The sequence below is a fragment of the Mesorhizobium sp. WSM4848 genome (assembly GCF_055811375.1).
Map to the genome: position 1 here is coordinate 73,256 of NZ_JBVVPX010000013.1, position 23,458 is coordinate 96,713.

At 63.9% G+C, this 23,458-nt stretch carries 23 protein-coding genes; 13 read left to right on the forward strand and 10 right to left on the reverse strand.

The annotated features are described in order from the left end of the window. Position 1: 1 nt before the first annotated feature. Genes AC0L16_RS14585 through AC0L16_RS14600 form a run of 4 tightly spaced genes read right to left on the reverse strand, consistent with a single transcriptional unit; the run spans position 2 to position 4,905 of the window. Positions 2 to 1,477: an aldehyde dehydrogenase gene (locus tag AC0L16_RS14585; protein ID WP_473621535.1), complete on the reverse strand. Its 1,476-nt coding sequence runs from the start codon at positions 1,475 to 1,477 to the stop codon at positions 2 to 4. Then, entirely contained in the window at positions 1,474 to 2,526 is a 1,053-nt protein-coding gene (locus tag AC0L16_RS14590; protein ID WP_473621537.1) for an LLM class flavin-dependent oxidoreductase, read from the reverse strand. The genes AC0L16_RS14585 and AC0L16_RS14590 overlap by 4 nt, the downstream gene beginning before the upstream one ends. Then, a complete protein-coding gene (locus AC0L16_RS14595) occupies positions 2,523 to 4,325 on the reverse strand; it encodes an alpha/beta fold hydrolase (protein ID WP_473621538.1) in 1,803 nt (600 codons plus the stop codon). The genes AC0L16_RS14590 and AC0L16_RS14595 overlap by 4 nt, the downstream gene beginning before the upstream one ends. After that, on the reverse strand, positions 4,318 to 4,905 hold the full coding sequence (locus tag AC0L16_RS14600; protein WP_236370739.1) for an amino acid synthesis family protein: 588 nt from the start codon (positions 4,903 to 4,905) through the stop codon (positions 4,318 to 4,320). The genes AC0L16_RS14595 and AC0L16_RS14600 overlap by 8 nt, the downstream gene beginning before the upstream one ends. 146 nt (positions 4,906 to 5,051) lie before the next feature. On the opposite strand from AC0L16_RS14600, the gene AC0L16_RS14605 reads away from it, so the two are divergent. The 8 genes from AC0L16_RS14605 to AC0L16_RS14640 all read left to right on the forward strand — a co-directional run bounded on the left by AC0L16_RS14605 (position 5,052) and on the right by AC0L16_RS14640 (position 11,913). Then, positions 5,052 to 5,738 (forward strand): GntR family transcriptional regulator, encoded by a 687-nt coding sequence (locus AC0L16_RS14605; RefSeq protein ID WP_473621540.1) that lies wholly within the window; start codon positions 5,052 to 5,054, stop codon positions 5,736 to 5,738. Positions 5,739 to 5,903: 165 nt separating this feature from the next. Then, positions 5,904 to 6,488, forward strand: coding sequence for a sulfocyanin-like copper-binding protein (locus tag AC0L16_RS14610; protein ID WP_473621541.1), 585 nt, complete (start codon positions 5,904 to 5,906; stop codon positions 6,486 to 6,488). Between the two features lie 244 nt (positions 6,489 to 6,732). Further along, positions 6,733 to 7,536, forward strand: coding sequence for an SDR family oxidoreductase (locus AC0L16_RS14615; RefSeq protein ID WP_473621543.1), 804 nt, complete (start codon positions 6,733 to 6,735; stop codon positions 7,534 to 7,536). A gap of 10 nt (positions 7,537 to 7,546) precedes the next feature. Beyond that, positions 7,547 to 8,494 carry a 3-hydroxyacyl-CoA dehydrogenase gene (locus tag AC0L16_RS14620; RefSeq protein WP_473621544.1) on the forward strand — a complete coding sequence of 316 codons (948 nt, stop codon included), beginning with the start codon at positions 7,547 to 7,549 and terminating at the stop codon, positions 8,492 to 8,494. Beyond that, entirely contained in the window at positions 8,491 to 9,453 is a 963-nt protein-coding gene (gene kce / locus AC0L16_RS14625; RefSeq protein WP_473621545.1) for a 3,5-dioxohexanoate:acetyl-CoA acetone transferase, read from the forward strand. Before AC0L16_RS14620 ends, kce begins: the two co-directional genes overlap by 4 nt. 39 nt (positions 9,454 to 9,492) lie before the next feature. Continuing rightward, a complete protein-coding gene (locus AC0L16_RS14630) occupies positions 9,493 to 9,639 on the forward strand; it encodes a hypothetical protein (RefSeq protein ID WP_473621546.1) in 147 nt (48 codons plus the stop codon). After that, positions 9,636 to 10,847 carry an acyl-CoA dehydrogenase family protein gene (locus AC0L16_RS14635; protein WP_473621548.1) on the forward strand — a complete coding sequence of 404 codons (1,212 nt, stop codon included), beginning with the start codon at positions 9,636 to 9,638 and terminating at the stop codon, positions 10,845 to 10,847. The genes AC0L16_RS14630 and AC0L16_RS14635 overlap by 4 nt, the downstream gene beginning before the upstream one ends. 28 nt (positions 10,848 to 10,875) lie before the next feature. After that, complete coding sequence (locus tag AC0L16_RS14640; protein WP_473621550.1) at positions 10,876 to 11,913, forward strand: phosphotransferase family protein; 1,038 nt, start codon at positions 10,876 to 10,878, stop codon at positions 11,911 to 11,913. A 25-nt stretch (positions 11,914 to 11,938) separates the two neighbouring features. Here the strand turns inward: AC0L16_RS14640 and AC0L16_RS14645 are convergent, their stop codons facing one another. From AC0L16_RS14645 to AC0L16_RS14670, 6 genes are all read right to left on the reverse strand, one after another. Next, the gene (locus AC0L16_RS14645) at positions 11,939 to 12,448 is read right to left on the reverse strand and encodes a sarcosine oxidase subunit gamma (protein WP_473621552.1); all 510 of its coding nucleotides are present in this window, start codon (positions 12,446 to 12,448) and stop codon (positions 11,939 to 11,941) included. Continuing rightward, positions 12,441 to 15,395: a sarcosine oxidase subunit alpha family protein gene (locus tag AC0L16_RS14650; protein ID WP_473621554.1), complete on the reverse strand. Its 2,955-nt coding sequence runs from the start codon at positions 15,393 to 15,395 to the stop codon at positions 12,441 to 12,443. The genes AC0L16_RS14645 and AC0L16_RS14650 overlap by 8 nt, the downstream gene beginning before the upstream one ends. Further along, positions 15,392 to 15,688, reverse strand: a complete 297-nt coding sequence (locus AC0L16_RS14655; RefSeq protein WP_473621555.1) for a sarcosine oxidase subunit delta — start codon at positions 15,686 to 15,688, stop codon at positions 15,392 to 15,394. The genes AC0L16_RS14650 and AC0L16_RS14655 overlap by 4 nt, the downstream gene beginning before the upstream one ends. A 13-nt stretch (positions 15,689 to 15,701) precedes the next feature. Continuing rightward, a complete protein-coding gene (locus AC0L16_RS14660; protein ID WP_473621557.1) occupies positions 15,702 to 16,958 on the reverse strand; it encodes a sarcosine oxidase subunit beta family protein in 1,257 nt (418 codons plus the stop codon). A gap of 10 nt (positions 16,959 to 16,968) precedes the next feature. Then, a complete protein-coding gene (locus AC0L16_RS14665; protein WP_473621558.1) occupies positions 16,969 to 18,117 on the reverse strand; it encodes a M24 family metallopeptidase in 1,149 nt (382 codons plus the stop codon). 75 nt (positions 18,118 to 18,192) lie between these two features. Beyond that, positions 18,193 to 19,383 (reverse strand): M24 family metallopeptidase, encoded by a 1,191-nt coding sequence (locus tag AC0L16_RS14670; RefSeq protein ID WP_473621559.1) that lies wholly within the window; start codon positions 19,381 to 19,383, stop codon positions 18,193 to 18,195. 221 nt (positions 19,384 to 19,604) lie between these two features. Between AC0L16_RS14670 and ehuB the strand changes: the two genes are divergently transcribed. From ehuB to AC0L16_RS14695, 5 genes are read left to right on the forward strand one after another with little or no spacing between them, the layout of a single operon-like run. Next, on the forward strand, positions 19,605 to 20,474 hold the full coding sequence (gene ehuB / locus AC0L16_RS14675; RefSeq protein ID WP_352951645.1) for an ectoine/hydroxyectoine ABC transporter substrate-binding protein EhuB: 870 nt from the start codon (positions 19,605 to 19,607) through the stop codon (positions 20,472 to 20,474). A gap of 55 nt (positions 20,475 to 20,529) precedes the next feature. Next, positions 20,530 to 21,258, forward strand: coding sequence for an ectoine/hydroxyectoine ABC transporter permease subunit EhuC (ehuC, locus tag AC0L16_RS14680; RefSeq protein ID WP_473621560.1), 729 nt, complete (start codon positions 20,530 to 20,532; stop codon positions 21,256 to 21,258). Next, positions 21,255 to 21,914: an ectoine/hydroxyectoine ABC transporter permease subunit EhuD gene (gene ehuD / locus AC0L16_RS14685; protein ID WP_023800464.1), complete on the forward strand. Its 660-nt coding sequence runs from the start codon at positions 21,255 to 21,257 to the stop codon at positions 21,912 to 21,914. The genes ehuC and ehuD overlap by 4 nt, the downstream gene beginning before the upstream one ends. Then, positions 21,911 to 22,690, forward strand: a complete 780-nt coding sequence (gene ehuA, locus AC0L16_RS14690; RefSeq protein WP_473621561.1) for an ectoine/hydroxyectoine ABC transporter ATP-binding protein EhuA — start codon at positions 21,911 to 21,913, stop codon at positions 22,688 to 22,690. Before ehuD ends, ehuA begins: the two co-directional genes overlap by 4 nt. Then, positions 22,687 to 23,418: a GntR family transcriptional regulator gene (locus tag AC0L16_RS14695; RefSeq protein ID WP_473621562.1), complete on the forward strand. Its 732-nt coding sequence runs from the start codon at positions 22,687 to 22,689 to the stop codon at positions 23,416 to 23,418. Before ehuA ends, AC0L16_RS14695 begins: the two co-directional genes overlap by 4 nt. Positions 23,419 to 23,458 lie beyond the last annotated feature (40 nt).

Consider the following 23,458-nt stretch of genomic DNA (forward strand, 5'->3'; position numbering starts at 1 on the left):
GTCATCGCATGACGAACGGGTCCGGGATCGGCTCGTCGGATATGCGTATCCAGACGGATTTCGAGCGCGTGTAATCGCGGATGGCGTCGAGCCCGCCCTCACGGCCGAGTCCCGACTGACCATAGCCACCGAACGGCACGAGCGGCGAAACCGCGCGGTAGGTGTTGACCCAGACGACGCCGGCCTGGATGTCGCGCGCCATGCGGTGCGCCTTGGCGAGATTGGTGGTGAACACGCCCGAGGCGAGGCCGAACGGCGTATCGTTGGCAAGCGCCAGGGCTTCGGCTTCCGTATCGAAGGTGAGAACGCTGAGCACCGGACCGAACAATTCCTCCCGCACGCAGGGCAGCGCTGAATCCTCGGCGTCGATGATGGTCGGTGCGTAGTAGAAGCCGCGCGGATGATCGTCGGGCCTTTTTCCGCCGGTCACCAGCGTCCCGCCATTGGCGAGGCTCTCGGCTACGATCTTTTCGATCCATTCGCGCTGGCGTGGCGTTGCCAGCGGTCCCATTTCGGTGGCCGAATCCTGCGGATCGCCGATTTTGATGGCCTCGGCCTTGTGCTTCAGCCTGTCGAGGAACTCGGCTTTTATCGAGCGCTCGACAAGCAACCGCGAGCCGGCGACGCAGCTTTGCCCGGACGCCGCGAAAATCCCGGCGACGACCGCGTTGGCCGCACTGTCCAGGTCGGCGTCGGCGAAAACGACAACCGGACTTTTCCCGCCCAGCTCCAGCGTCGTGTAGGCGAGATTTTCCGCCGTGTTGCGGACGATGGCGCGAGCGGTCGCAGGTCCGCCGGTGAAGGCGACGCGTGAAACCAGCGGATGACTTGTCAGGCGCCGGCCGCAATCGTGCCCGAACCCGGTCAGTATGCTGACGCTTCCGGCGGGAAATCCGGCCTCATGAACGAGTTCGGCGAAGGCCAGCAGCGGCGCTGGACCGTCCTCAGAGGCTTTCAGGACGACCGTGCAGCCGGCCGCCAGCGCCGGGCCGAGCTTGACGGCCGAAAGGAAGAGCTGCGAATTCCACGGCACCACGGCAGCGACGACGCCGATCGGCTCGCGCCGGATGGTGACGTCCATATCGGCTTTGTCGATGGGCACATGCGAGCCTTCATGCTTGTCGGCAAGTCCGCCATAGTAGCGATAGTAGTCGCCGACATAGGCGATCTGGGCGCGGGTCTCGCGGATGATCTTGCCGGTGTCGCGCGTTTCCAGTTCGGCCAGGCGGTCGGCATTGGTGACGACCAGGTCGCCGAGGCGCACCAGTAGTTTGCCGCGCGCCGTCGCCGTCAGCGAAGCCCAGGCGGCGGAGTGCAGCGTCCGGTGCGCCGCCTCGACGGCGCGGTCGACATCGGCCTCGGTTGCGGCGGGCATCGTCGCCCAGGGCACGCCGGTGGACGGATCGGTGCTTTCGAAGGTGGCTGTCGGCGTATCGAACGCCCCATCTATGAAGTTGCTGAAGGCCACAAGGGTCATTGCCGCCTCCCATCCCCGAAGGCCGGCATCACCTTGTCGACAAACAGCTGCAGCGACTTCTTCTTGCGCTCGTGTGGCAGGCCGCTGTCGATCCAGATCGAATACTGGTCATAGCCGAGCGCCTCATATGCCTTCAGCCGGGCGATCACCTCTTCGGCTTCGCCGATGACCAGATTCTGTCGGATTTTGTCCGGCGCGTATTGCGGCATGGCCGCGATCTCGTCGTCGGAGAGCGCTTCCAATATGCCTTGGCGAACCGGCTTCTTGTTCTGGAACCACGCGCCGAACTGGCAGTAGAACAGCGACAGGTCCTTGGTCAGCTGCTTCGCATCGGCGGCGTCTTCGGCAACGAATGTGTGCATCAGCAGCATGATCTCGGGGCTGGCCATGTCGGGATGCGCCGCGCACGCCGCGTTGAAGCGCTCCATCAGGCTGGTTACCTCATCATCGCCGGAGGCGAGCGGCGTCACCTGGACGTTGCAGCCGTTGGAGACGGCGAAGTCGTGCGAGTTTGGATCGCGCGCCGCCACCCAGATCGGCGGGTGCGGCTTTTGCACCGGCTTGGGCGACGATGTGGTCGAGGGAAACGACCAGAATTCGCCGGACATCTCGAAATCGCCGTCCCAGAGGCCCTTGATGGCCGGAATGATCTCGCGCATGCGCTGGCCCGCGCCCCAGGCGTCGAGCCCCGGGAACAGGCGCTGGTATTCATAGCTGTAGGCGCCGCGCGCGATGCCGATGTCGAGCCGGCCGCCAGTGACGACGTCGGTCATGGCGGCCTCGCCGGCGAGCTTGATCGGATGCCAGAACGGCGCGATGACCGTTCCTGTGCCGAGCCGGATGCGCTTCGTCCTGGCGCCGAGATAGGCGATGTTGATGAACGGGTTTGGCGAGATGGTGAATTCCATGCCGTGGTGCTCGCCGATCCAGGCCGTCTCGAAACCTGCCGCCTCGGCCATCAGGACCAGTTCCTCAAGCTCGTCGATGAGCTCGGCATGCGGCTTTGCCGGGTCCGAGCGTTCCATATGGACGAAGAGCGAGAACTTCATATCTGTTGACCCGGACTGGAAATATTCATGGCTGCCGGCTTGGCGAGCGGACGGACTTCACCTTCGACCGCGTTGCCGACATAGACGCCAAACGCATCCTCCCGACATTCGCGAACATAGCGGGCGAGCATCGAGCGCACAGCAGCGTCGGCGATGTTCAGTCCGGCAATCCTGTCGATGTCGACGAGCCGGACCTGGCGATCGCTGGAGTGGGGCGTGTCTACCGTGCCGCGGTAGTAGACATGCGTTCGCGTCGCTGCGTCGCCCCAGACCGCAAACAGGAATCCGAGATGGGCGTCGACGGCTGTCGCAGCGAGGCGTCCCCTAAGGCTTCGCGCGTCGGCGGGCGAGCCCAGTCCTCGGCCCGCCGGCAATTCGAAAAAGCCGGCGGCGGTTTCGAAGAACAGCACGCGGCCTCCATCTTCGAGGATCGCGCCGACCTCCATGTCGGGTGGCGCGGCCGCCAGTGCTTCCTGGCTGAGGCCGGGCGAGACATAGGCGCCACGGCAATAACCGAGGGGCTGCGACGAATTGTGGAAAAATTCGCGAACGCGGCCGATGAGGATCGAATGGTCGCCGGCGTCGACCAACTGCTCCATGTCACAGTCGAACGTCGCCACCGAACCAGCGAGCAGCGGGCTGCCGGTCGGGCCGAAGCGCCATTCGACAGCCGAGAACTTGTCCTGCGATTTCGAAGCGAAGATGCCGGACGCGGCCCTCTGTTCCTCCGAAAGCACATTGATGGCAAAGCACTTCGAGGTCGAAAACACCGGATGACCCAGCGCTTTTTTGGCGATGCAGACCAGCACAAGCGGCGGATCGAGCGAAACGGATGTAAACGAATTGGCGGTGAAGCCTCGCGGCTCTCCTTCCGGCCCGATCGCGGTGACGATGGTCACGCCGGTCAGGAAGGAACCGAGCGCCCGCCGGAATTCGCCCGCGTCGAATTCTGTGTCCATTGCCGGTCGCGCCGATGTGCTTGCGCCGTCGTTGCTCTCGAGAAAATCGGCAATGTGCCGTGTGACCGCGTCGGGCGAGGCTATGGCCATCATGTGTCGTTCGCCCTCCAGAACGGTGCAGCGACCGCGCGGCGCGAGGCGTGCCATCGCCGCCGACATCGCAGGTGAGGAATTTTTGTCCTGCGAGCCGGTCATGAACAGGGCCGGCATTGCGAGACCGGAAAGACGATCGCCATGCGCCGCATCGGCATGGGCGAAAAGTCGATAGGTGCGCGCATAGCCTTCGCGGTTGACGCTTTGCAGTGCCGAGCGCGTCGTCCTTGCCGCCTCGGCCAGGCTGTCGGGGACCGGGTTGCCGAACCAGCGCGCGATCGTTGCGTCCGTCCCGGACGGGTTTTCCGCGCCATTCAATTCGGCGGCGCGCTCGCGCACTGCCTGCGCAAGCTCCGCCGGGCGGCGAAACACCGCATTGAGCGACACCAGGCTGCGGACTCGTTCGGGTGCATCGAGCGCGATTTCCTGCCCGACCAGCGCCCCCATAGAATGGCCAACGATCGAGACCACATCCAGGCCGAGGTGATCGAGAAGCCGGATTGCCTGGCCGGCATAATCGGCAAGGCTGGCGTCCTCGGGCGGCAGCGGCGACAGGCCGTGTCCCAGCATGTCGATGGCGATCACATCCCATCTGTTTTGCATCAGCTCGATCTGGGGTGCCCAGATCGCCGCGTTCATGCCGACGCCGTGGATGAGGAGGACCGGCGCGCCGGATCCGGCACGGATGAAGCCGGAGCCGTCAGGCGCCGTTCCGCGATGCCAGCCACGGTCCGTCAGTTCAGCCATGCAGGTCGCCGACCTCCTTGAGATCCTGATAGCGGTCGCCGATGCGATGATGCGGTCGTCCGCCGATCGAGGCGCCAAGCGCCACCACCAGTTCGTCTGGCGCCGGCGCGTCGCCGATCTGGAAATGCACCGTCAGGTAGTGCGAACGTCGGCCTTCGTCGTTCTTGTCCATGAGCGGGATCATGATCGGCGTGTTCGGACCGCCGCGCAGGTTGGTGAAGGCAAGATAGGTCTTGGCGCCGACGGCACGCCGATAGTGGTTGCCGAAATGCAGCGTGTGGATGAGCGCCGAGGCATGTTCGATCTCGCCCGACGTGCCGCAGATTGCGGCCTTGCCGTAGCCTTCGATCGCTTCGCCAGATCCGGCGACTGCGAGGATTTCATGGGTCAGCATCTCCCCCAGAACCGGCGCATAGGCGCGGATCTCGGGAGAAAGGTCCTCGGTGAAACCGCGCCCGGCCCAGGGATTGTCGAGCACCGCCGCCACGCCAATCAGGCGCAGCGGCCGGGGGGCCGCCTTGCCGCCCTCAATCAGCGTGTTCTCCACATAGGTGACGATCTTTCGGATGGCCGGCTTCATCGAATCCTCGGTGTCGGGTCGGCTGAGGCATTCGGAAAAGTTCCACTTTTGCCTCGTTGTCTTATGGTATACCATACTATTGAAGACCAAAGCCCTTGTCAACGGATCGTCGAATCTGTTTCTTGCGGGTGCCAGGAGTAGATGAATTGGCCGACGACACACTGAGGATCGAACGATCCGCCAAGACGCTCAGAACGCTGGCGCTGGAGCGCATGCGCGACGCGATCATGGGGTTTCACTTCCAGCCCGGCGAACGGTTGGTCGAGCGGCCGCTTTGCGACCAGCTAGGCGTCAGTCGATCGGTGGTGCGCGAGGTTCTGCGGCAGTTGGAGACTGAGGGCCTTGTCCAGATGATACCTGGCCACGGACCCGCCGTGGCCAGGCCGGATCTCAGCCGCACCGACGAGATTTATGAACTGCGCGCTCTGATGGAGGGCATCGCAGCGCGCGCCTGCGCGCTGACGGCGACTGAGGACCAGATCGCCGCGCTCGAGCGCGCCTTCGATGTGCTGCTCGAGGCGTGGGCCTCAGCCGATCCGATCGAAGTGATGCGCGCGACGACAAAATTCTACGAGATGCTTTTCGACGCCGCCGACAAGCGCATCGCCTGGGAGATCGTCCAGGGCCTGAACGTCCGCATCAACCAATTGCGATCCATGACCATCGCTTCGGAGAATCGTCGCGATGCCGCAATTGCCGAAATGACCGATATCATGAAAGCGATCAAGTCGCGCAATGGCGATGCCGCCGAAGCCGCGGCCCGGCGACATGTGGAGCAGGCCTGGCGAATTGCGCAACAGACGCTTCGCGACAGCGCGCATCCAACCCGATGATATAGCAGCAATGGCGTTGTTTCTGGCTGCTGACGATAGCGCACTCTGGGTTTGCTGGTGTGGATCCTATTTCGAGCGTATTCTCTTCCTTAGGGAACAAGCCAGGTCGACCTCGATTGGCGGTCGCTTGCGCTCAGCCGCCCCGCTCGGAGGAGTCTGATTGCGATGGCGCGCTTTGCTCACCTTGCCCTTCTCGCCGTCGCCTTGGCATTGCCTGGAATTGCGCTGGCCGGGAAGCCCTTCGTCCCGAGCTGGATCAAGAACGATCCGGCAGCCAAGACAGTGGCGATAGAGATTGTTGCCGATTGGAACCAGGTCGAGCGGTACCGCAGGGACAACATCCGGACCGACATTATCGACTTCAATGGTTACTGGGGCGGCAATCTCACCATCGTCGTGCCAGCAGGATGGTCGGTAGAGATCGAGTTCATCAATGGCTCCTCGTCTTTCCGGCACAGCCTGATGCTGACCAGGGTCTACGCTCCGTCAGAGATGCCAGTGAAGTTGACGGCCGAGGATGCGATCTGGGGGGTGTACACCGATCCGCCAGAGGGAATTAAAATCAATGACAGGAGACAACTCAACTTTGTTGCGCAGCAGGCCGGGAGCTATTTCCTCGCCTGTGCGAGGCAAACGCATCTGATGGACGGACACTGGATCGGTTTCGAGGTGAGAGACAGCATCGAACGGGCCGTGGCAATCATAGACGAAAACAAATTTCCGCAGGAGCAACCCCCAGGACGCCCTTAGGCGCCACGCGAGCAAGCGCGCGCTATGGCTTCGTCGTGGGATCAATGCAACCCAGGGCGGCTTACGGGAAATTCGAAAGTCTGGCGTGCCCGAGCAGCCTTTGCTCGCCAAGCCACCCGAGGGCATTGCTTTCGTCACTATTTCAGCTGCCCTATGCGACAAGGGCAATACTGTACGGTTTGGTCGTTCTGAGCGCCGTCATGGCGCTGCGCGAACGGCGGCTGCAATGAGAAAGGATCGGACGATGAGTAAAGCGGCACCGTCATCCCCGGACGATTTTCTGACCGGGCTGACGGGGCAGCGCGTGCTGGTGACGGCGGGCGCCGGCGGCATCGGCTTGGCCATTGCCGACACGCTGTCGCGGCTCGGCGCGCGCATCGTCGTCTGCGACGTTTCCGACGAGGCGCTGGCTGCTGCTCCGGACAAGATCGCCCTCGTCGCCGCGGTCAAGGCCGATGTCTCGCGCGACGACGACGTCGACCGGCTGTTCGAGACGGTGAAGGAAAAGCTCGGCGGGCTCGACGCGCTGATCAACAATGCCGGCATCGCCGGGCCGACCGGCGGCGTCGACGAAATCGATCCGGCAGACTGGCGGCGCTGCATCGACGTCTGCCTGACCGGCCAGTTCCTCTGCGCCCGGCGTGCCGTGCCGCTGATCAAGGCGGCGGGCGGCTCGATCGTCTCGATGTCGTCCGCCGCCGGCCGCCATGGCTACGCTTTCCGCACCCCCTATTCGGCCGCCAAGTTCGGTGTCATCGGCTTCACGCAAAGCCTTGCCAAGGAACTCGGGCCGCACGGCATAAGGGTCAACGCCATCCTGCCCGGCATCATCGAGGGACCACGCATCGACAAGGTCATCGCCGACCGGGCCAGACAGCTCGGTGTGTCGAACGACGAGATGACGCAGCGCTATCTCCACAACATCTCGCTGCGCCGCATGACCAGCCCTTATGACGTCGCCGCGATGGTCGCCTTCCTGTTGTCTGATGCGGGGATCAACATTTCCGGCCAGTCGCTCGGCGTCGACGGCAATGTCGAAACGCTTTGAGGAACGGACCATGATGAAGGTAGCAATTGTCGGCAGCGGGTTCATCGGACGGGCCTGGGCGATCAGTTTTGCCCGCGCCGGCCACGATGTGCGGATGTGGGACCAGTCGCCGGCCGCGACGGCCGGCGCGCATGATTATATCGCCGGCGTGCTCGGCGACCTCGCCGCGAATGATCTGCTGCGCGGACAGGCAATCGACGCCGTGCTTGGTCGCATCGCCGTCGTGGCAGAACTGGGCGAGGCGCTTGCCGATGCAGTCCATATCCAGGAGAACACGCCCGAAAACCTCGAGGTGAAGCGCGAGGTGTTCTCGCAGATCGATGCAATGGCCGCTCCGCAAGCGGTGATCGCCAGTTCCACCTCGGCGTTGCTGCCGTCGAAATTCACCGACCATCTGCAAGGCCGGCACCGCTGCCTGGTCGTGCATCCGATCAATCCGCCCTATCTCATCCCGGCTGCGGAAGTCGTGCCGGCGCCATGGACGGCCCCCGAGACGGTCGAAACGACCCGCGCCTTCCTCGTCGCCGCAGGCCACGCGCCATTGGTGATGAAGCACGAGCTCGACGGTTTCATCATGAACCGCCTGCAGGGCGCGCTGCTGGAGGAGGCTTTTCGACTTGTCGCCGACGGCTATGCCAGCGTCGAGGATGTCGATATCGGCATTCGCGACGGGCTGGCGCTACGCTGGTCGTTCATGGGTCCGTTCGAGACGATCGACCTCAATGCGCCGGGCGGTGTACGCGACTATGTCGAGCGCTATCAGTCGATCTATTCCAACATTTTTCCGCAGATGCAGCGCCGCGTCGACTGGGCCGGCGAGGTCATCGAAACGGTAGAGGCCGACCGCCGCAAGCGGCTGCCGCGGCAAGAACTCGGTGAACGGCAGGTGTGGCGCGACCGCCGGCTGATGGCGCTGGCGGCGCACAAGAAAAAATCGGATCAGGAGTTTGGAAGATGACAGAAACAAGCCGCAAGCCCGGCGCCCAGCTGCCCAAAGGCAAAGTTATCATCACCTGCGCGGTGACCGGGGCGATCCACACGCCGACCATGTCGCCCTATCTGCCGATCACGCCGGACCAGATCGCCGCCGAGGCGATCGCGGCAGCGGAGGCAGGTGCGGCGATCCTGCACCTGCATGCCCGCGATCCCGAGACCGGCAAGCCCGACCAGACGCCGGCGGCCTTCGCCCGCTTCCTGCCGCGCATCAAGCAGGCCACCAATGCCGCCATCAACATCACCACCGGCGGCAGTCCCTACATGAAGGTCGAGGAACGCGTGCGCCCGGCCGCCGAGTTCAAGCCAGAGGTCGCCTCGCTCAACATGGGCTCGATCAATTTCGGGCTCTATCACCTCGTCGACAAATACGAGACTTTCAAGTTCGACTGGGAAAAGCCGCATCTGGAAGCCACGCGTGACCTGGTCTTCCGCAACTCGTTTAAGGACATCGAATACATCCTTGCGACCTGCTACGACAACGGCACGCGCTTCGAGTTCGAGTGCTACGACATCGCCCATCTCTACAATCTCTCGCACTTCGCCGATCGCGGGCTGGTCAAGCCGCCGTTCTTCGTGCAGTCGGTGTTCGGTCTGCTTGGCGGCATCGGCACGCATCCCGAAGATGTCGCCCATATGAAGCGCACCGCCGACCGGCTGTTCGGCGACCAGTTCCGCTGGTCGGTGCTCGGCGCCGGCGCCAGCCAGCTTCGCATCGCCGCGCAATCGGCAGCGCTTGGCGGCAACATCCGCGTCGGGCTCGAAGACAGTCTTTGGGCCGGCAAGGGCAAGCTTGCGAAATCGAACACCGAGCAGGTGGTGCTTGCCCGCAAGATCATCGAGGGGCTTGGCATGGAGGTGGCAACGCCCGACGAGGCGCGCGAGATCCTGTCACTGAAGGGCGGCGACAAGGTCGCGTTCTGATCTCGCCTGTCGCCCGCACGCCAAACAGAGGAGGATGGCATGAAGATCGAAGTCGTGGTGGACGTGAAGACCACGCTGGGCGAGGGACCATTGTGGGGCGTCGAACAGGAGCGCCTCTACTGGATCGACAGTTTCTCGTCCATCGATGGTGACCACCTCGTTTCATCGCTGGGAGTTTGTCCATGAATTTCGACATTCCCGCCCGTACCGAAGATTACCGCGTCCGCATTGCCGAGTTCGTCGAGCGTGAGATCCTGCCGCTCGAGGCCGACAAGATGTCCTATGACGCGCATGGAAATATCGCCTTGCCGCTGCTCGAGACGCTTCGCGCCAAGGCGCGGCTGGCGGGGCTGTGGTGCCTGCAGCTCAAGCCCGAATCCGGCGGCGCCGGTCTCGGCAAGATGGACATGGCGGTCTGCTATGAGGAGATGAACCGGTCGATCTTCGGACCCGTGGTGTTCAATTCGGCAGCGCCCGACGATGGCAACATGATGGTTCTGGAGGCGCTCGGCACGCCAGCGCAGAAGGAAAAATGGCTGAAGCCGATCGTCGAGGGCCAGGTGCGCTCGGCCTTTGCCATGACCGAACCGCACCCCGGCGGCGGCTCGGACCCTTCGATGATTATGACGCGTGCCGATCGGCACGGCGACAAATATGTGGTGACCGGCCGCAAATGGTTCATCACCGGCGCGCAGCAGGCCAGCCATTTCATTCTGATCGCGCGAACCTCGGACGACCCGCGCCATGGTCTGTCGGCCCTGATGTTCCACAAGGACCAGCCGGGCTGGCGCATCATGCGCCGCATCGAGATCATGGGTCCGGATGAGCATGGCGGGCATTGCGAGCTGGAGTTCGATGGGCTCGAAATCCCTGTCGAAGACATGCTGGCCGGCGAGGGCAGGGGCATGAAGGTGACGCAGGTGCGGCTCGGCCCGGCGCGACTTACCCACTGCATGCGCTGGCTCGGATTGTCCAAGCGCTGCGTCGAGATCGCGCGCGCCTACGCTGCCGTGCGCCATGGTTTCGGCCAGCGCCTCGCCGACCGCGAAAGCGTCCAGCTGAAGCTCGGCGACCTTGCCATGCGCATCGAGATCGGCCGCCTGCTGGTGATGAAGGCTGCGTGGGAGCTGGACCGCGGCGGCTTTGCCCGCAAGGACGTGTCGATGGCCAAGGTCCAGGTCGCCAATGTGCTGCATGACGCGGCCGATGTGGCGATCCAGATCAATGGCGCGCGGGGCTATTCCAAGGACACGGTGCTCGAATGGATCTACCGTTATGCGCGCCAGGCGCGGCTGGTCGACGGTGCCGATGAGGTCCACAAGATGGTGCTGAACCGTTTCCTCAACGAGGAAGAGAGGGGCTTCTGGCGCTGGACTGTCGAAGGCGAGTCATAACAGACGCGGTGGCGTCTCAGGAGGAAAGATGGCGCAGCCGCTGAATGCGGACTTCGATCCTGCGGCATTGAAGGGCTTTCTCGCGAACCGCTTCGGCGATGCCGCAATGACGCTCGAGCGGATCGGCGGCGGACAGTCCAACCCCACCTACTTCGTCGACTATGGTGCGCATCGCATGGTGCTGCGCAAGAAGCCGGCCGGGCCGATCCTGCGCGGGGCGCATGCCGTCGACCGCGAGTTCCGCGTGCTTGAAGCGCTCGCGCCGACCGATGTCCCGGTACCCGAGCCGGTGCTCTATCACGACGGTGCCGAGCCGCTCGGCACGCCCTTCTACCTGATGGAGCGGCTGGATGGTCGCGTCTTCCACGACTGTTCGCTGCCTGGCCTTGTCCCCGCGGAGCGACGCGGCATCTATTTCGGCATGGCCGAAGCGATGGCCAAACTGCATGCTGTCCGTCCCGACGCGGTCGGCCTCGGCGACTACGGCCGGCCCGGCAACTATTTCGAGCGCCAGATTGGCCGCTGGACCAGGCAGCTCAGGCAATCGCCAAGCGACAGAATTCCGGCACTCGAAGCGGTCGCCGACTGGCTGCCGCAGCATCTGCCAGCCGACGATGGGCGCGTGTCGATCGCCCATGGCGACTTCCGCCTCGGAAATCTGCTGTTCCATCCCGGCAAGCCGGAGGTGATCGGCATTCTCGATTGGGAGCTGTCGACGATCGGCCATCCGCTCGCCGATCTCGGCTTTTGCTCGATGACCTGGCATTCGACCCCGGACGAATATGGCGGCATCCTCGGCCTTGATCATGCTGCACTCGGCATTCCGAGCCAGCGCGAATTCCTCGACCATTATTTCGCGCATGCCGTACCCACTGCGCCCTTGCAACGCTTCCACCTGGTTTTTTCGCTGTTCCGTTTCGCGGTGATCTTCGTTGGCATCGCCGACCGGGCGCGGGCAGGCAGCGCGGCGTCGGCCGATGCCGCCAGCAAGTCGCCTCTCGCCGGTCGCTTTGCCGCACGTGCTCAAGAGATCATCCAAGGAGCGAGACCGTGGAGTGGCTCCTGAGGGAGCGTTCGCGCCGGTCCTTTCCCTACCCCGCGGCGTCAGCAATCCAATCCGAGAGGCTTCGCGAAAAACTTCGCGGCACGATGAGTTCGCACGCGGTATCGCCGGTGCGCAGGGAAAGCACGGGCACATGGTGCAAGGATGTCAGCACGGCGCGGCCCGGGGCGGCCGCCGGCGCGCGCCAGTCGACAGTGATGAATTTGGAGAGAACCCGCACGATGTCAGCCCCAGCCATTGTGAAGCGCACGCGACCCTCGCCGAGAGAGACTGAACAGCCGAGATCCGGGTCGACGGCAAGCGAAGGTACTTGCGCGCCGTCGTCGAGAGCCAGCCAGAGACGGCGAGGTGCAACGCGGATCACGAGGAGACCTTTTTGGCGAACCGTCTCTCCGACCGAGGCGGGAAGTTTCGTACCGAGCGACGCCGTGACGCTCTTTTCGAATTGCCTCAGCGTCCCGTCCCAACCCTCAACCTGGATGAGCGGACAATCGGCCACAGACAGGCTGAACTCCTGCGAAGACATAACGCTAGCCATGCAGCCGCTCCTCCTGCGGATCGAGGAATACCGGCGAGACGATGCGGGCACGCACCGTTTCGGCCTTCATCGGATAGACGGCCATCACCTCGCTTCCTTCCATAGCGACATCGCCGGCAAGCAAGGCCAGCCCGACATAGTGACCGCGTTCGGGGCTGAAGGTGACGGAAGTCACGCGGCCGCGCCCGTGGCCGTAAGGTTTCTCGCCCGGCAGAAACAGGATGGCGCCACCGCGAAGGCGTTTTCCCTCCTCGATGCATTCCAGTCCGACCAGGCGCTGGCGGTCGGGCGCCTGGAAGGCGGGGCGCCGTCGCAGCACGTCGCCGACGAAGCCGGTGCGCTTGCTCGCCATGCGGCCGAGGCCGAGATCGTCGAGCGTCGTGCGCCCATCGATTTCAGGTCCGGCGACATGGCCCTTTTCGACGCGCAGCGCGCCGAGCGCCTCGACGCCGTAAGGTTTCAGGTCGAGCGGCCTGCCTGCTTCGAGCAGGCGGCTCCAAAGCTGTTCACCGGCAGTTGCGCCGACATAGATTTCGTAGGCGCGCTCGCCGGAATAACTGAGGCGCAGGATGCGGAGCGCACGGCCCTGCCATTCGCTTTCGAGCAATCCCATATGCGCAAGTGCCGCGTCGGAAACATCGAGAGCGGGAAACGCGGCACTCAGAATTGCACGGCTTTTCGGTCCGGCAACCGACATCGCCGCCCATTCATCGCTCACCGAGGTCACGGCTACACGCAAATCCGGCCAGGCCGTATCGAGCAGGAATTCAAGACGCGACAGCACGTCGGCGGCCTTGGCGGTCGAGGTGGTCATGAAGAACCGGTTCTCGGCCAGCCGCGTCGTGGTGCCGTCGTCGAAGACGATGCCGTCGTCGCGCAGCATGACGCCGTAGCGGGCACGGCCGACTGGCAGTTTGGCAAAGCCGTTGGCGTAGATGCGATCGAGGAAAATCGCCGCATCCGGGCCCTGGACGTCGATCTTGCCGAGGGTGGAGATGTCCATCAGGCCTGCTGCCTGGCGCACACTCCGCATTTCGGCGACATAGGCTTCGTTCACGTCACGTCCGGATTGCCTGTAGAAATAGGGCCGCATCCAGAGCCCGACCTCCAGCATCTCGGCGCCGTTCGCCATGTGCCAGTCGTGCATCGGCGTGCGGCGGATCGGCTTGAAATGATGGCCGATGGCGCGTCCGGCAAGCACACCGATGGCGACCGGCGTATACGGCGGTCGAAAGGTCGTGGCGCCGGTCTCGGGGATCGTTGCGTTGCGTAACGCCGCCATCGCGGCAAGCGCCGCAAAATTGCTGGTCTTGCCCTGGTCGGTGCCCATGCCGAGCGTGGTGTAGCGCTTCAGGTGCTCGACCGATTCATAGCCCTCGCGATGGGCGAGCTCGATATCCCCGGTCGTCACGTCCATCTGGAAATCGACGAAGGCTTTTCCACGTCCAGCGGGCAGCACCTCGTGAAGCGGGGCCGCGGCGGTCTCGCCGAGATCGAGTTTCGACGGGGCGGGCGCCAGCGTCGACTTGCCGCAGAACCATGCCGCCTCGGTGCCGGCGCGATGACCGTCCTCGATGGCATCGGCGGTCGAATAAATTCCCATCAACGAGCCGGCGCCGAACCGGTCCTGCGGAAACGCCCCCGGCACGAAGCCGCCAATGTCGTCGCGATATTGAGGTTTGACGCCCAGGTGCGAGGTGAGATGCACGGTTGGCGACCAGCCGCCGGACACGCAGACCAGGTCGCAGGCGGCCTCGGACTGGCCGTCCGGTCCGCTGAGCGTTGCACGCCTGACGGCATGGCCGCCATGCAGGTCGACGATGCGCGTTGCGGCCCGCACCACCACGCCGAGCCGTCCGGCTTCTGCGGCAAGCGCTGTGGACGGCGTTGCGCGAACATCGGCAACCGTCACCTCTGCGCCGGCATCGGCAAGGTCGAAGGCGGCGCGCCAGCCACCGTCATTGCTGGTGGCGACGATGATTTTCTTGCCTGGCAGGACTGCAAAACGGTTGAGGTAGGTCCGGGCAGCCGAGGCAAGCATGACGCCGGGCCGGTCGTTGTTGGAGAACACCATTGGTCGCTCGATGGCGCCGGTGGCGAAAACGATCGAGCGGGCGCGAAGCATGGTGAACGTCTGCAGCACTTGGCCGGACGGCTGCGGATTGCTTGGGTCGCGTTGCCCGACCAGTCCGATGACATTGCCGTCATAGATGCCGAAAGCGGTCGTCCGCTTCATCAGGGTGACGGGTTCGGAGCTCTCCAGCTCGGCCTCGGCCTGCCTCAGCCATGCGGCCGCTGCGCTGTCGTGCGGCTCCGCCAGAAGCTGGCCGCCGAGCAGGAAATCCTGTTCGATCAGCGCGACCCGCGCGCCGGCTGCTGCGGCAGCACGCGCCGCCGACAATCCTGCCGGGCCGCCGCCGATGATTGCGACATCGGCAAAGGCGTGACTGATGTCGTAGCGGTCGGGATCAGGGTCGGTGCCGGCTCTGCCAAACCCGGCCGCCCTTCGGATGAAGTGCTCGTAGAACATCCAGGCGCGGCGCGTCGGGCCCATGAAGGTCTTGTAGTAGAAGCCGGCCGAAAGGAACGGCGCCAACAGGCCGTTGACGCTTTGCACGTCAAAGGCAAGCGAAGGCCAACGGTTCTGGCTTTCCGAGACTACGCCGTCTGCAAGCTCCAGTGTCGTCGCCGGCAGGTTCGGCAGGCGCCTGCCTGCGGTTGCGAGCGTGACCAGCGCATTCGGCTCCTCGGGCCCGGCGGAAAAAATGCCGCGCGGACGATGATATTTGAAGCTGCGCCCGACCAGGGTGACGCCGTTGGCGAGCAGCGCGGAGGCAAGCGTGTCGCCGCGATATCCGATCAGGCTCCGGCCGTCGAAGGTAAACTCGACCGGCTGCTCGCGGTCGATGCGGCCACCCATCGACAACCGCTTGTGGTTTGAACTCATGCTGGTGATTTCCTGGCCGGCAATTTCCTCGCCGATAATTTCCTGGCGAGATCGACGGATGCAATGGCGTGGTTGCGCGTGTCGCGCTCGACCACCAGCCATTGGCGGCAACCGGTCACGTGCTGCCAGAACTCGCGGTGCAGGCCCGCCGGATTTGTCCTGACATAGACGTAACGGTACCAGGCTTGCGGATCGGGATCGTCGTGGGCCGGACGCGTGACCGAGGCATCGCCGCCGTAGCGGAACTCGTCATGGTCGCGCAGACCGCAGCATGGGCATTCGATGCGCAGCATTGTCTTGCGCCTCCTATTGCAGCCAGGCTGAGGGCCCGGCGCCAGCCTCATCGAGCGTGTGGCCGGTGCGGAAACGATCGAGCCCGTAGGCTGCGATCAAGGGATGCGGCTTGCCGGTGGCGATCGTGTGGGCGAAGCACCAGCCGGAAGCCGGCGTCGCCTTGAAGCCGCCATAGCACCAGCCGCCGTTGAGAAAGAGGCCCTCGATCGGTGTCGGGCAGATGATCGGGCTGGCATCGGGCGTCATGTCCATGACGCCGCCCCAATGGCGCAGCAGACGGACGCGCGAAATGCATGGCATCAGCGCAATCGCCGCCTCCGCCACTTCGCGCACGACGCCGAGATTGCCGCGCTGGGCGTAGGAATTGTAGCCGTCGAGATTGCCGCCGAAGACCAGCCCGCCCTTGTCCGACTGGCTGACGTAGAAATGATCGGCGCCATAGGCGACGACGTGGTCTACCAACGGCTTCAGCGGCTCGGTGACGAACGCCTGCAGGACGTGGCTTTCGATCGGCAGTTCAAGGCCGGCCTTGGCGCCGAGCACGGATGTATGACCGGCAACAGCGAGGCCGACCTTGCCGGCGCCGATCCGGCCTTTCGTCGTTTCGACGCCGACGATCGTGTCGCCGTCGCGGAGGAAGCCTGTCACCTCGCAGTTCTGGATAATGTCGACGCCATGGCCGTCGGCAGCGCGCGCATAGCCCCAGGCGACGGCGTCGTGGCGCGCCGTGCCCGCCCGACCCTGGAAGATGGCGCCATGGATCGGAAAGCGGGCCGAGTCGGAAAAATCGAGATAGGGCACCAACCGGCGCACCTCGTCGCGGTCGAGGATATCGGCATCGATGCCGTTCAGCCGCATGATGTTGGCGCGGTGGCTGAAGTCGTCGAGCTGATCGGCCGAATGCGCGGTGACGAGCTGGCCGCGCTGCGAGAACATGACGTTGAAATTCAGCGCCCGCGACATGCCCTCCCAGAGTTTCATCGAGAATTCGTAGAACTGGGTGTTGCCGTCGAGCAGGTAGTTGGAGCGGATGACGGTGGTGTTGCGGCCGACATTGCCGCCGCCGATATAGGTTTTTTCGAGCACCGCGACATTGCGGATGCCGTGGTTCTCGGCGAGGTAGAAGGCAGTGGCGAGGCCGTGTCCACCGCCGCCGATGACGAGCACGTCGTAGGCCGATTTTGGCTCCGCTGCCCGCCAGGCGCGCTGCCAGTTCTTCTGGCCAGACAGCGCGTTGCGGAAAATCGAAAATGCCGAGTAGCGCGCCATGCGTGCGGGCCTATCGAACGATCGGGCCGGCCGGCGTGCGGGTAAGCACTTCGGCGCCCGCATCGGTCAGAAGTACGGTGTTTGAGACGAAGTCGTCGCCGCGGCCGGTGCCCATCAGCCACGACAGGATGTGGAAGCTCATTCCCGTCTCGATCTCGAGGTCGGAATCATGCCTCAAGCCGGTCACCGAATTGCCGCCGGTCCATGATGGCGGCTGGCCGGCGCCGACGAGGTAGCCGCAGTGATGGCGGCGATAGTGGGAAAGACCGGCCTCGTCGGCGACGGCCTGCCAGGCGGCGTAGACGTTGCGCGCCTTGGCCCCGGGCCGCAGTGCTTCAACGACGGCATCGAACGCCTTGGCGGTCACTTCCGCCATCGCGGCGTCTTCGTCGCTGATGTAGCCGATGCGAACGAGCCGGCCGAGCGGCGCGTGATAGCGCGAAATGCAGCCGGACAGTTCGACGAAGACCGGCTCGCCCTTGCGGTAGATGCCGTCGCCCCAGGTCGTGTGCTCCTCGCCCAGGCGCGCGGCCGGGCGGATGAAAGGTCCGAAGCCCGGGGCATGACCGCCGGCGCGGATCATCGCCGCAACGCACTGGGCCGCGACCTCCTGTTCGGAGGCGCCGTCAGAGATCGCGGCGATTGCGGCGCCGGCGGCGGCGTCGGTCACTTGTGCCGCCTGTCGCATCAGTGCCTGTTCCTCGGCGCTCTTCACCCGCCGCATCCTGTCGATCAGGCCGGAAACATCGCTCCATCTGGCATTGGCCTGCGTCTGGAGTGCGACGGCAAGCCCATGGCTGAGGCCGGCCGTCCAGTATTCGAGGCCGATCCGCTTGCCGGACAGGCTGAGCTCCGCAAGCACCCGCGCGGCGAGGTCGGCCGCCGTTTCGCTGTCGGAATGGCCGCGGAATTCCGCTGCCGTCACCTGTTTCTCGATCGTCACCTTTTCCATCGAGCGGGTGACCAGAACAGGTTTCCCTTCGAGCGGCACGATCAGCAGGTGTGGGGCAAAATATCCCCAGTGATCGAGCCCGGTGAGGTAAAGGACGTTCTCCGGCGAAGCAAATACCGCCGCGTCCAACTCGCGCTCAGCCAGCGCCGTGCGGACCCTGACAAGGCGGCCGGCGATTTCGGCTTCGGAAAACGGATTACGGTCCATCAGGCGTCCTCGTGCTGGTTACCGGTTTCGTGCCGGCATGATATTCGTCAGTGACCGGCTTCCCGTCCGTCATGGTCAGTCGATGACGATGAGTTTGCGCGCCACGTCGCAGAGGCGTTCGCCGCCGTGATCCGTGACGACGAAGGATTCCGAGATGGCGATGCCGAAATCGTCGAGCCAACCGCCGGCCATGAAATGGAAGCACATCCCGGACTGCATCTCGGTGGTGTCGCCGGGACGAAGGCTTGCGGTGCGTTCGCCCCAATCGGGCGGGTAGGCGAGCCCGACCGGATAGCCGACGCGGCTCTCCTTCTTCAGCCCGTTCTTCCTCAACACTGCCTGCCAGGCGGCTTCCACCTCTTCGGCGGTGTAGCCGGGGCGCGCCTTCTCAAGGCCGGCATCGACGCCCTCGACGATCGCCTTGGCCATGTCGACGAGGGCTTGCGGCGGCTTGCCGAAATGCACGGTCCGCGTCAGCGCCGCATGATAGCGCCGCCGCACCCCGGCGATCTCCAGAATGGCGAGGCCGCCGTCCGGCAGCGGCGCGTCGGACCAGGTCAGATGCGGCGTGCTGGTGCCCTCGCCGACGGGCATCAGCGGACAGATCGCGGCATAGTCGCCGCCCGCTCCAGGCACACCCATGATCTGTGCGTGATAGATTTCCGCAATGACATGGTTCTGCGGCACGCCGGGTCGCATTTTTTCGATGGCGCGTTTCATGGCGTGCGTGCAGATCGCACCGGCCTCGCGGATCAGCACCAGCTCGGCTTCGGATTTGACCAAACGCGCCCAGTTGACGAGATCGTGGTTGTTGGCGAAGTGCGCGTCAGGCAGCCCGCCGACGAGATGGGCATGGCAGCGCGCGGTGTAATAATGCGCGTCCATCTCGACGCCGATGCGGGCGGTCCCCCAGCCACGCGACCGGATCAGCTGGGCGAGTTCGTCATAGGGGTGTTCGACGGGCTGTTGCACCAGCCGTTCCGAGAACGGCACGATGTTCTTCTCCGGCAGGCCGGTGGTCAGGCGTGCGCTCCTGGCGTCCTGCGCCCTGCCGAACCAGATCGGGCGGTCTTCCCTTAGATGGACCAGCACGCATTGCGGAACATAGAACGACCATCCGTCATAGCCGGTCAGCCAGCACATATTGGCTGGATCCTGACAGATGATGAGGTCGAAGCCGGCCTTCTCCATGCGTGACTTCACGCCGGCCAGGCGCTGCGCATGCTCCGCTTGCGTGAAAGTCCCGAAACCGCTCGCGCTCGCCACCGAAAATCCCACCTACCGGTATGCTGGTTTTTTCTTAAATTGTGCACAACTGGGCAATAACTTGTGGTCTGACTACGAATTATTACCTGGTTTCCGTCGGTTTTTATATCTTTGCTTGCACAATGTCTAGGGCAGTTGTATACGTCTTGACAAGCAGGTGTTGACCTCGAAGAAGGCCGCGCCCTGGGAATCGTCAGTCAGTTGTTCAATGGGAGAAAAGCATGTTCAAATCATCGATATCGCGCCGGATGGTCGTGAAAGCCGCCGCCTGCCTGGCGCTTGCCGCGACATCACTCACGGCGCTGCCCGCTTATGCGGAAACCACCCTCGAACGGGCCAAGAAGGACGGCTACATCCGCGTCGGCTTTGCCAACGAGGCACCGTTCGGTTACGCCACGCCTGACGGCAAGCTGACCGGCGAAGCGCCGGAAGTTGCCAAGGCGGTGCTCGCCAAGATGGGTATCGCGCAGGTTGACGGCGTGCTGACCGAATTCGGCTCGCTTATCCCAGGTCTCAAGGCCGGCCGCTTCGACATCATCGCCGCCGGCATGTTCATCAATCCGAAGCGCTGCGCCGAGATCAATTTCTCCGAGCCGTCCTACGGCATCGGTCAGGCCATGCTGGTGGCAAAAGGCAATCCGAAGGGCGTGAAGGACTTTTCCAGCTTCAAGGAAAACCCGGATCTCAAGCTCGCCGTGATGGCCGGCGCCGTCGAGGGCGGCTATGCCAAGGACGCAGGTGTCGCCGCCGGGCAGATCGTTGCCTTGCCCGACCAGTCCAGTCTGGTCGCCGCCGTCCAGTCGGGCCGTGCCGACGCTGCCGCACTAACCGCTCTTTCGATCGCCGACATGGCCAAGAAGGCCGACGGCGTCGAATCGACCAAGCCGTTCGGCGAGGTTGCCGGCAAGTCGGTGAAAGGCCATGGCGGCTTCGGCTTCCGCAAGGAAGATACCGATCTGCAGGAGGCGTTCAACGCCGAGCTGAAGACGTTCCTCGGTTCGCCGGAGCACATCGCGCTGGTCGAGCCGCTCGGCTTCGGCAAGGACTACCTCCCCAACAAGACCACCGCGGAGCTTTGCGCGGGCAAATAGGTTCCCAACTGCTGGCGGCGCGAAAGCGCCGCCCCTTTTTCCTGGGGGAATCCGCATGGGAATTCGTACGCTCGTTGCCATGCTGGTCGTCGCGCTTGTCGTGATCGGTGCCTTGGCGACACAGGAATCTTACCAAGTGTTTATGCCGGGGCTGCTGCAAGGCGCGGTCCTGACGATCGAGATCGCTATCCTCGGCAGCCTGCTGGCAATCGTCATGGGCGTGCTGGCGGCGCTGGCAAGGATGTATGGCCCGGCGCCGCTCAGATGGCTGGCCACGGTCTATGTCGAGATCTTCCGCGGCACCTCGGCGCTGGTGCAATTGTTTTGGCTGTTTTTCGTGCTGCCGCAATTCGGTGTCACGCTCAACGCATTTCTGGTTGCTGTCCTGGCCCTCGGCCTGAACGTTGGTGCTTACGGATCGGAAGTCGTGCGCGGTGCGATCCAGTCCGTCACCCGCGGACAGTGGGAGGCGTCTACCGCATTGAACATGAGCCGTCCCCAGATGTTGCGCCGGATCATCCTGCCGCAGGCTTTCGTCGCCATGATCCCGCCTTGGGGCAATCTGTTCATTGAGCTCTTGAAGTCGACAGCGCTGGTCTCGCTGATCACGCTCTCGGACCTCGCCTTCAAGGCGCAGCAGATGAACCAGAACACGTTCAAGACCATTCCGATCTTCACTCTCGTCCTGCTGATGTACCTGGCCATGTCGCTGGTTGTGACCATCGGCATGCGGCTTCTCGAAAGGCGGGCTTCGCTCGGATTGGCGCGGGGGAAGGCAGCATGATCTGGGACTGGGCATTTGCTTTTGAAATCCTGCCGGTGCTTGCCAGCGCCGCCATCGTTTCCATCGAGGCGACGCTGATCGGCTTTGCGCTTGCCGCCTCGCTTGGCCTGGTGCTGGCGGTCGTCCGCATCGCCGTGCCGTGGACCGGCTGGACGATTTCGGTGCTGGTCGAACTGATCCGGTCGACCCCGCTGCTGATCCAGATATTCTTTCTCTATTTCGTCTTTCCGAAATTCGGCGTCGTGCTCGACGCCTTCACCGCCGGGGTGCTTGCCATCGGCATCCACTACGCTGCCTATTGTTCCGAGGTCTATCGCGCCGGCTTCGACAACATTCATCGCGGCCAGTGGGAAGCTTCGGTCGCGCTCAATCTGTCAGCCTGGACGACGTTCCGCGACATCATCATTCCGCAGGCGATCCCGCCGATCGTTCCGGCGCTCGGCAACTATCTGGTTGCGTTGTTCAAGGAGACGCCATTGCTTTCCGCAATCGCCGTGCTGGAGCTGATGCAGACGGCCAAGATCATCGGCTCCGAAACCTTCCGCTACACTGAGCCGATGACGCTGGTCGGCCTGTTCTTCCTTGCCATGAGCCTGGTTTCGGCCGCGCTCATTCGCTCCCTCGAAGGCCTGCTCAACCGGAGGACCATGCGATGACGAAACAACCGATGGTCCGCTTCGACAATGTTTCGAAACGCTACGGCGCGCTGACCGTTCTCGACGGGCTCAATCTGGACATAGCACGCGGCGAAAAGGTCTCCATCATTGGGCCGTCCGGCTCCGGCAAGACTACGGTGCTGCGTATGCTGATGACGCTGGAGACGATCAATGACGGCGTCATCTGGGTCGAAGGCGAGCCGCTGACCCACATGGAGAGGAACGGCAAGCTTGTTCCCGCCGACCTCGCGCACATCCGCAAGATCCGCGCCAAGATCGGCATGGTGTTCCAGTCGTTCAACCTGTTCCCGCACATGACGGCGATGCAGAACTGCATCGAGGCCCCGATAACCGTGCTCGGCATGAAGCGGGCCGATGCCGAGGCGCGTGCGGCCGAGCTGCTCGACATGGTCGGCCTGTCCGAGAAGAAGGACCACTATCCCTCGCAGCTTTCCGGCGGCCAGCAGCAGCGTGTCGCCATCGCCCGCGCTTGCGCCATGCGGCCCAAGATCATGCTGTTCGATGAGGTGACATCGGCACTCGATCCCGAACTCGTCGGAGAAGTGCTTGAAGTCATCCGAAAACTCGGCAGGGAACATGACCTCACCATGCTGATGGTCACCCACCAGATGGGATTTGCCAAGGAATTCTCCGATCGCGTCTGCTTCTTCCATGCCGGCAAGATCTGCGAGCAGGGGCCGCCAAACGAGTTGTTCGGCGCCCCCAAGAACGAGCGGACGCGGCAGTTCCTGCACGCTGTCCTGGAGGCTGGATGACGCTGGAGACGGATGCCATGCCCGCGGCCGCGACCGCCGCGCCGCCGCGCCCGCTCTCGGCGCGGGAGCGGTTCGAGCGTATCTACCGGATATTGCGCGACCGCATCTGCCTGCTCGATTACGCGCCGGGCAGCCATCTCTCCGAGGAAGAGCTTGCCCAGGAATTCCAGATCAGCCGCACGCCGGTTCGCCGTGTCCTGGCGCGGCTCGAATCCGAGGGTCTGGTTCAATCCGTCCATGGTGTCGGCACGATCGTCACCGATGTCGACATCGAGGAATTGCAGCAGGTCTATCACTTGCGCCTGGAGCTGGCGCTCCTCGTCGGCAAGCTTTCGCCGATCCCGCGCACGGCGGACGACCTCGACCGGATAAGGGCACTGATCGCGCGCTGCGATTCCGATGTGCTCAATCCCGACCAGCGCGCTTTCCTGCGCCTCAACATGGACTTTTTCTACGAGCTCACCGCGATGACCGGCAACCAGCCGCTGCGCGAGATCAGCGAGCGTCTGTATTTTCAGGTCGCGCGCGTCGTCCTGAAGATGATGCCGCAGTTGGGCCTTGTCGAGGAGTTCACTGCGTTCCGCCGCGAAATGGAAGAGGTGCTTGCCGCCGCCGAGATCGGCGACTGGGAGTCGATCGGGCACATAAGGCGAGCTCATATCTCGATGAGTTTTCGCCGCATGATGCGTCATGCAGGCGAGGCCAGCATGTCCGGCGGAGTTCTGTAATTTATGGGCTGAACCCTCTCTGCCTAGAGGGTTTGCGCTT

Bases quoted from the DNA above. Each gene is read 5' to 3' on its own strand.
- AC0L16_RS14585 (WP_473621535.1), bottom strand. From the start codon at position 1,477: ATGACCCTTGTGGCCTTCAGCAACTTCATAGATGGGGCGTTCGATACG.
- AC0L16_RS14590 (WP_473621537.1), bottom strand. From the start codon at position 2,526: ATGAAGTTCTCGCTCTTCGTCCATATGGAACGCTCGGACCCGGCAAAG.
- AC0L16_RS14595 (WP_473621538.1), bottom strand. From the start codon at position 4,325: ATGGCTGAACTGACGGACCGTGGCTGGCATCGCGGAACGGCGCCTGAC.
- AC0L16_RS14600 (WP_236370739.1), bottom strand. From the start codon at position 4,905: ATGAAGCCGGCCATCCGAAAGATCGTCACCTATGTGGAGAACACGCTG.
- AC0L16_RS14610 (WP_473621541.1), top strand. From the start codon at position 5,904: ATGGCGCGCTTTGCTCACCTTGCCCTTCTCGCCGTCGCCTTGGCATTG.
- AC0L16_RS14615 (WP_473621543.1), top strand. From the start codon at position 6,733: ATGAGTAAAGCGGCACCGTCATCCCCGGACGATTTTCTGACCGGGCTG.
- AC0L16_RS14620 (WP_473621544.1), top strand. From the start codon at position 7,547: ATGATGAAGGTAGCAATTGTCGGCAGCGGGTTCATCGGACGGGCCTGG.
- kce (WP_473621545.1), top strand. From the start codon at position 8,491: ATGACAGAAACAAGCCGCAAGCCCGGCGCCCAGCTGCCCAAAGGCAAA.
- AC0L16_RS14630 (WP_473621546.1), top strand. From the start codon at position 9,493: ATGAAGATCGAAGTCGTGGTGGACGTGAAGACCACGCTGGGCGAGGGA.
- AC0L16_RS14635 (WP_473621548.1), top strand. From the start codon at position 9,636: ATGAATTTCGACATTCCCGCCCGTACCGAAGATTACCGCGTCCGCATT.
- AC0L16_RS14640 (WP_473621550.1), top strand. From the start codon at position 10,876: ATGGCGCAGCCGCTGAATGCGGACTTCGATCCTGCGGCATTGAAGGGC.
- AC0L16_RS14645 (WP_473621552.1), bottom strand. From the start codon at position 12,448: ATGGCTAGCGTTATGTCTTCGCAGGAGTTCAGCCTGTCTGTGGCCGAT.
- AC0L16_RS14650 (WP_473621554.1), bottom strand. From the start codon at position 15,395: ATGAGTTCAAACCACAAGCGGTTGTCGATGGGTGGCCGCATCGACCGC.
- AC0L16_RS14655 (WP_473621555.1), bottom strand. From the start codon at position 15,688: ATGCTGCGCATCGAATGCCCATGCTGCGGTCTGCGCGACCATGACGAG.
- AC0L16_RS14660 (WP_473621557.1), bottom strand. From the start codon at position 16,958: ATGGCGCGCTACTCGGCATTTTCGATTTTCCGCAACGCGCTGTCTGGC.
- AC0L16_RS14665 (WP_473621558.1), bottom strand. From the start codon at position 18,117: ATGGACCGTAATCCGTTTTCCGAAGCCGAAATCGCCGGCCGCCTTGTC.
- ehuB (WP_352951645.1), top strand. From the start codon at position 19,605: ATGTTCAAATCATCGATATCGCGCCGGATGGTCGTGAAAGCCGCCGCC.
- ehuC (WP_473621560.1), top strand. From the start codon at position 20,530: ATGGGAATTCGTACGCTCGTTGCCATGCTGGTCGTCGCGCTTGTCGTG.
- ehuD (WP_023800464.1), top strand. From the start codon at position 21,255: ATGATCTGGGACTGGGCATTTGCTTTTGAAATCCTGCCGGTGCTTGCC.
- ehuA (WP_473621561.1), top strand. From the start codon at position 21,911: ATGACGAAACAACCGATGGTCCGCTTCGACAATGTTTCGAAACGCTAC.
- AC0L16_RS14695 (WP_473621562.1), top strand. From the start codon at position 22,687: ATGACGCTGGAGACGGATGCCATGCCCGCGGCCGCGACCGCCGCGCCG.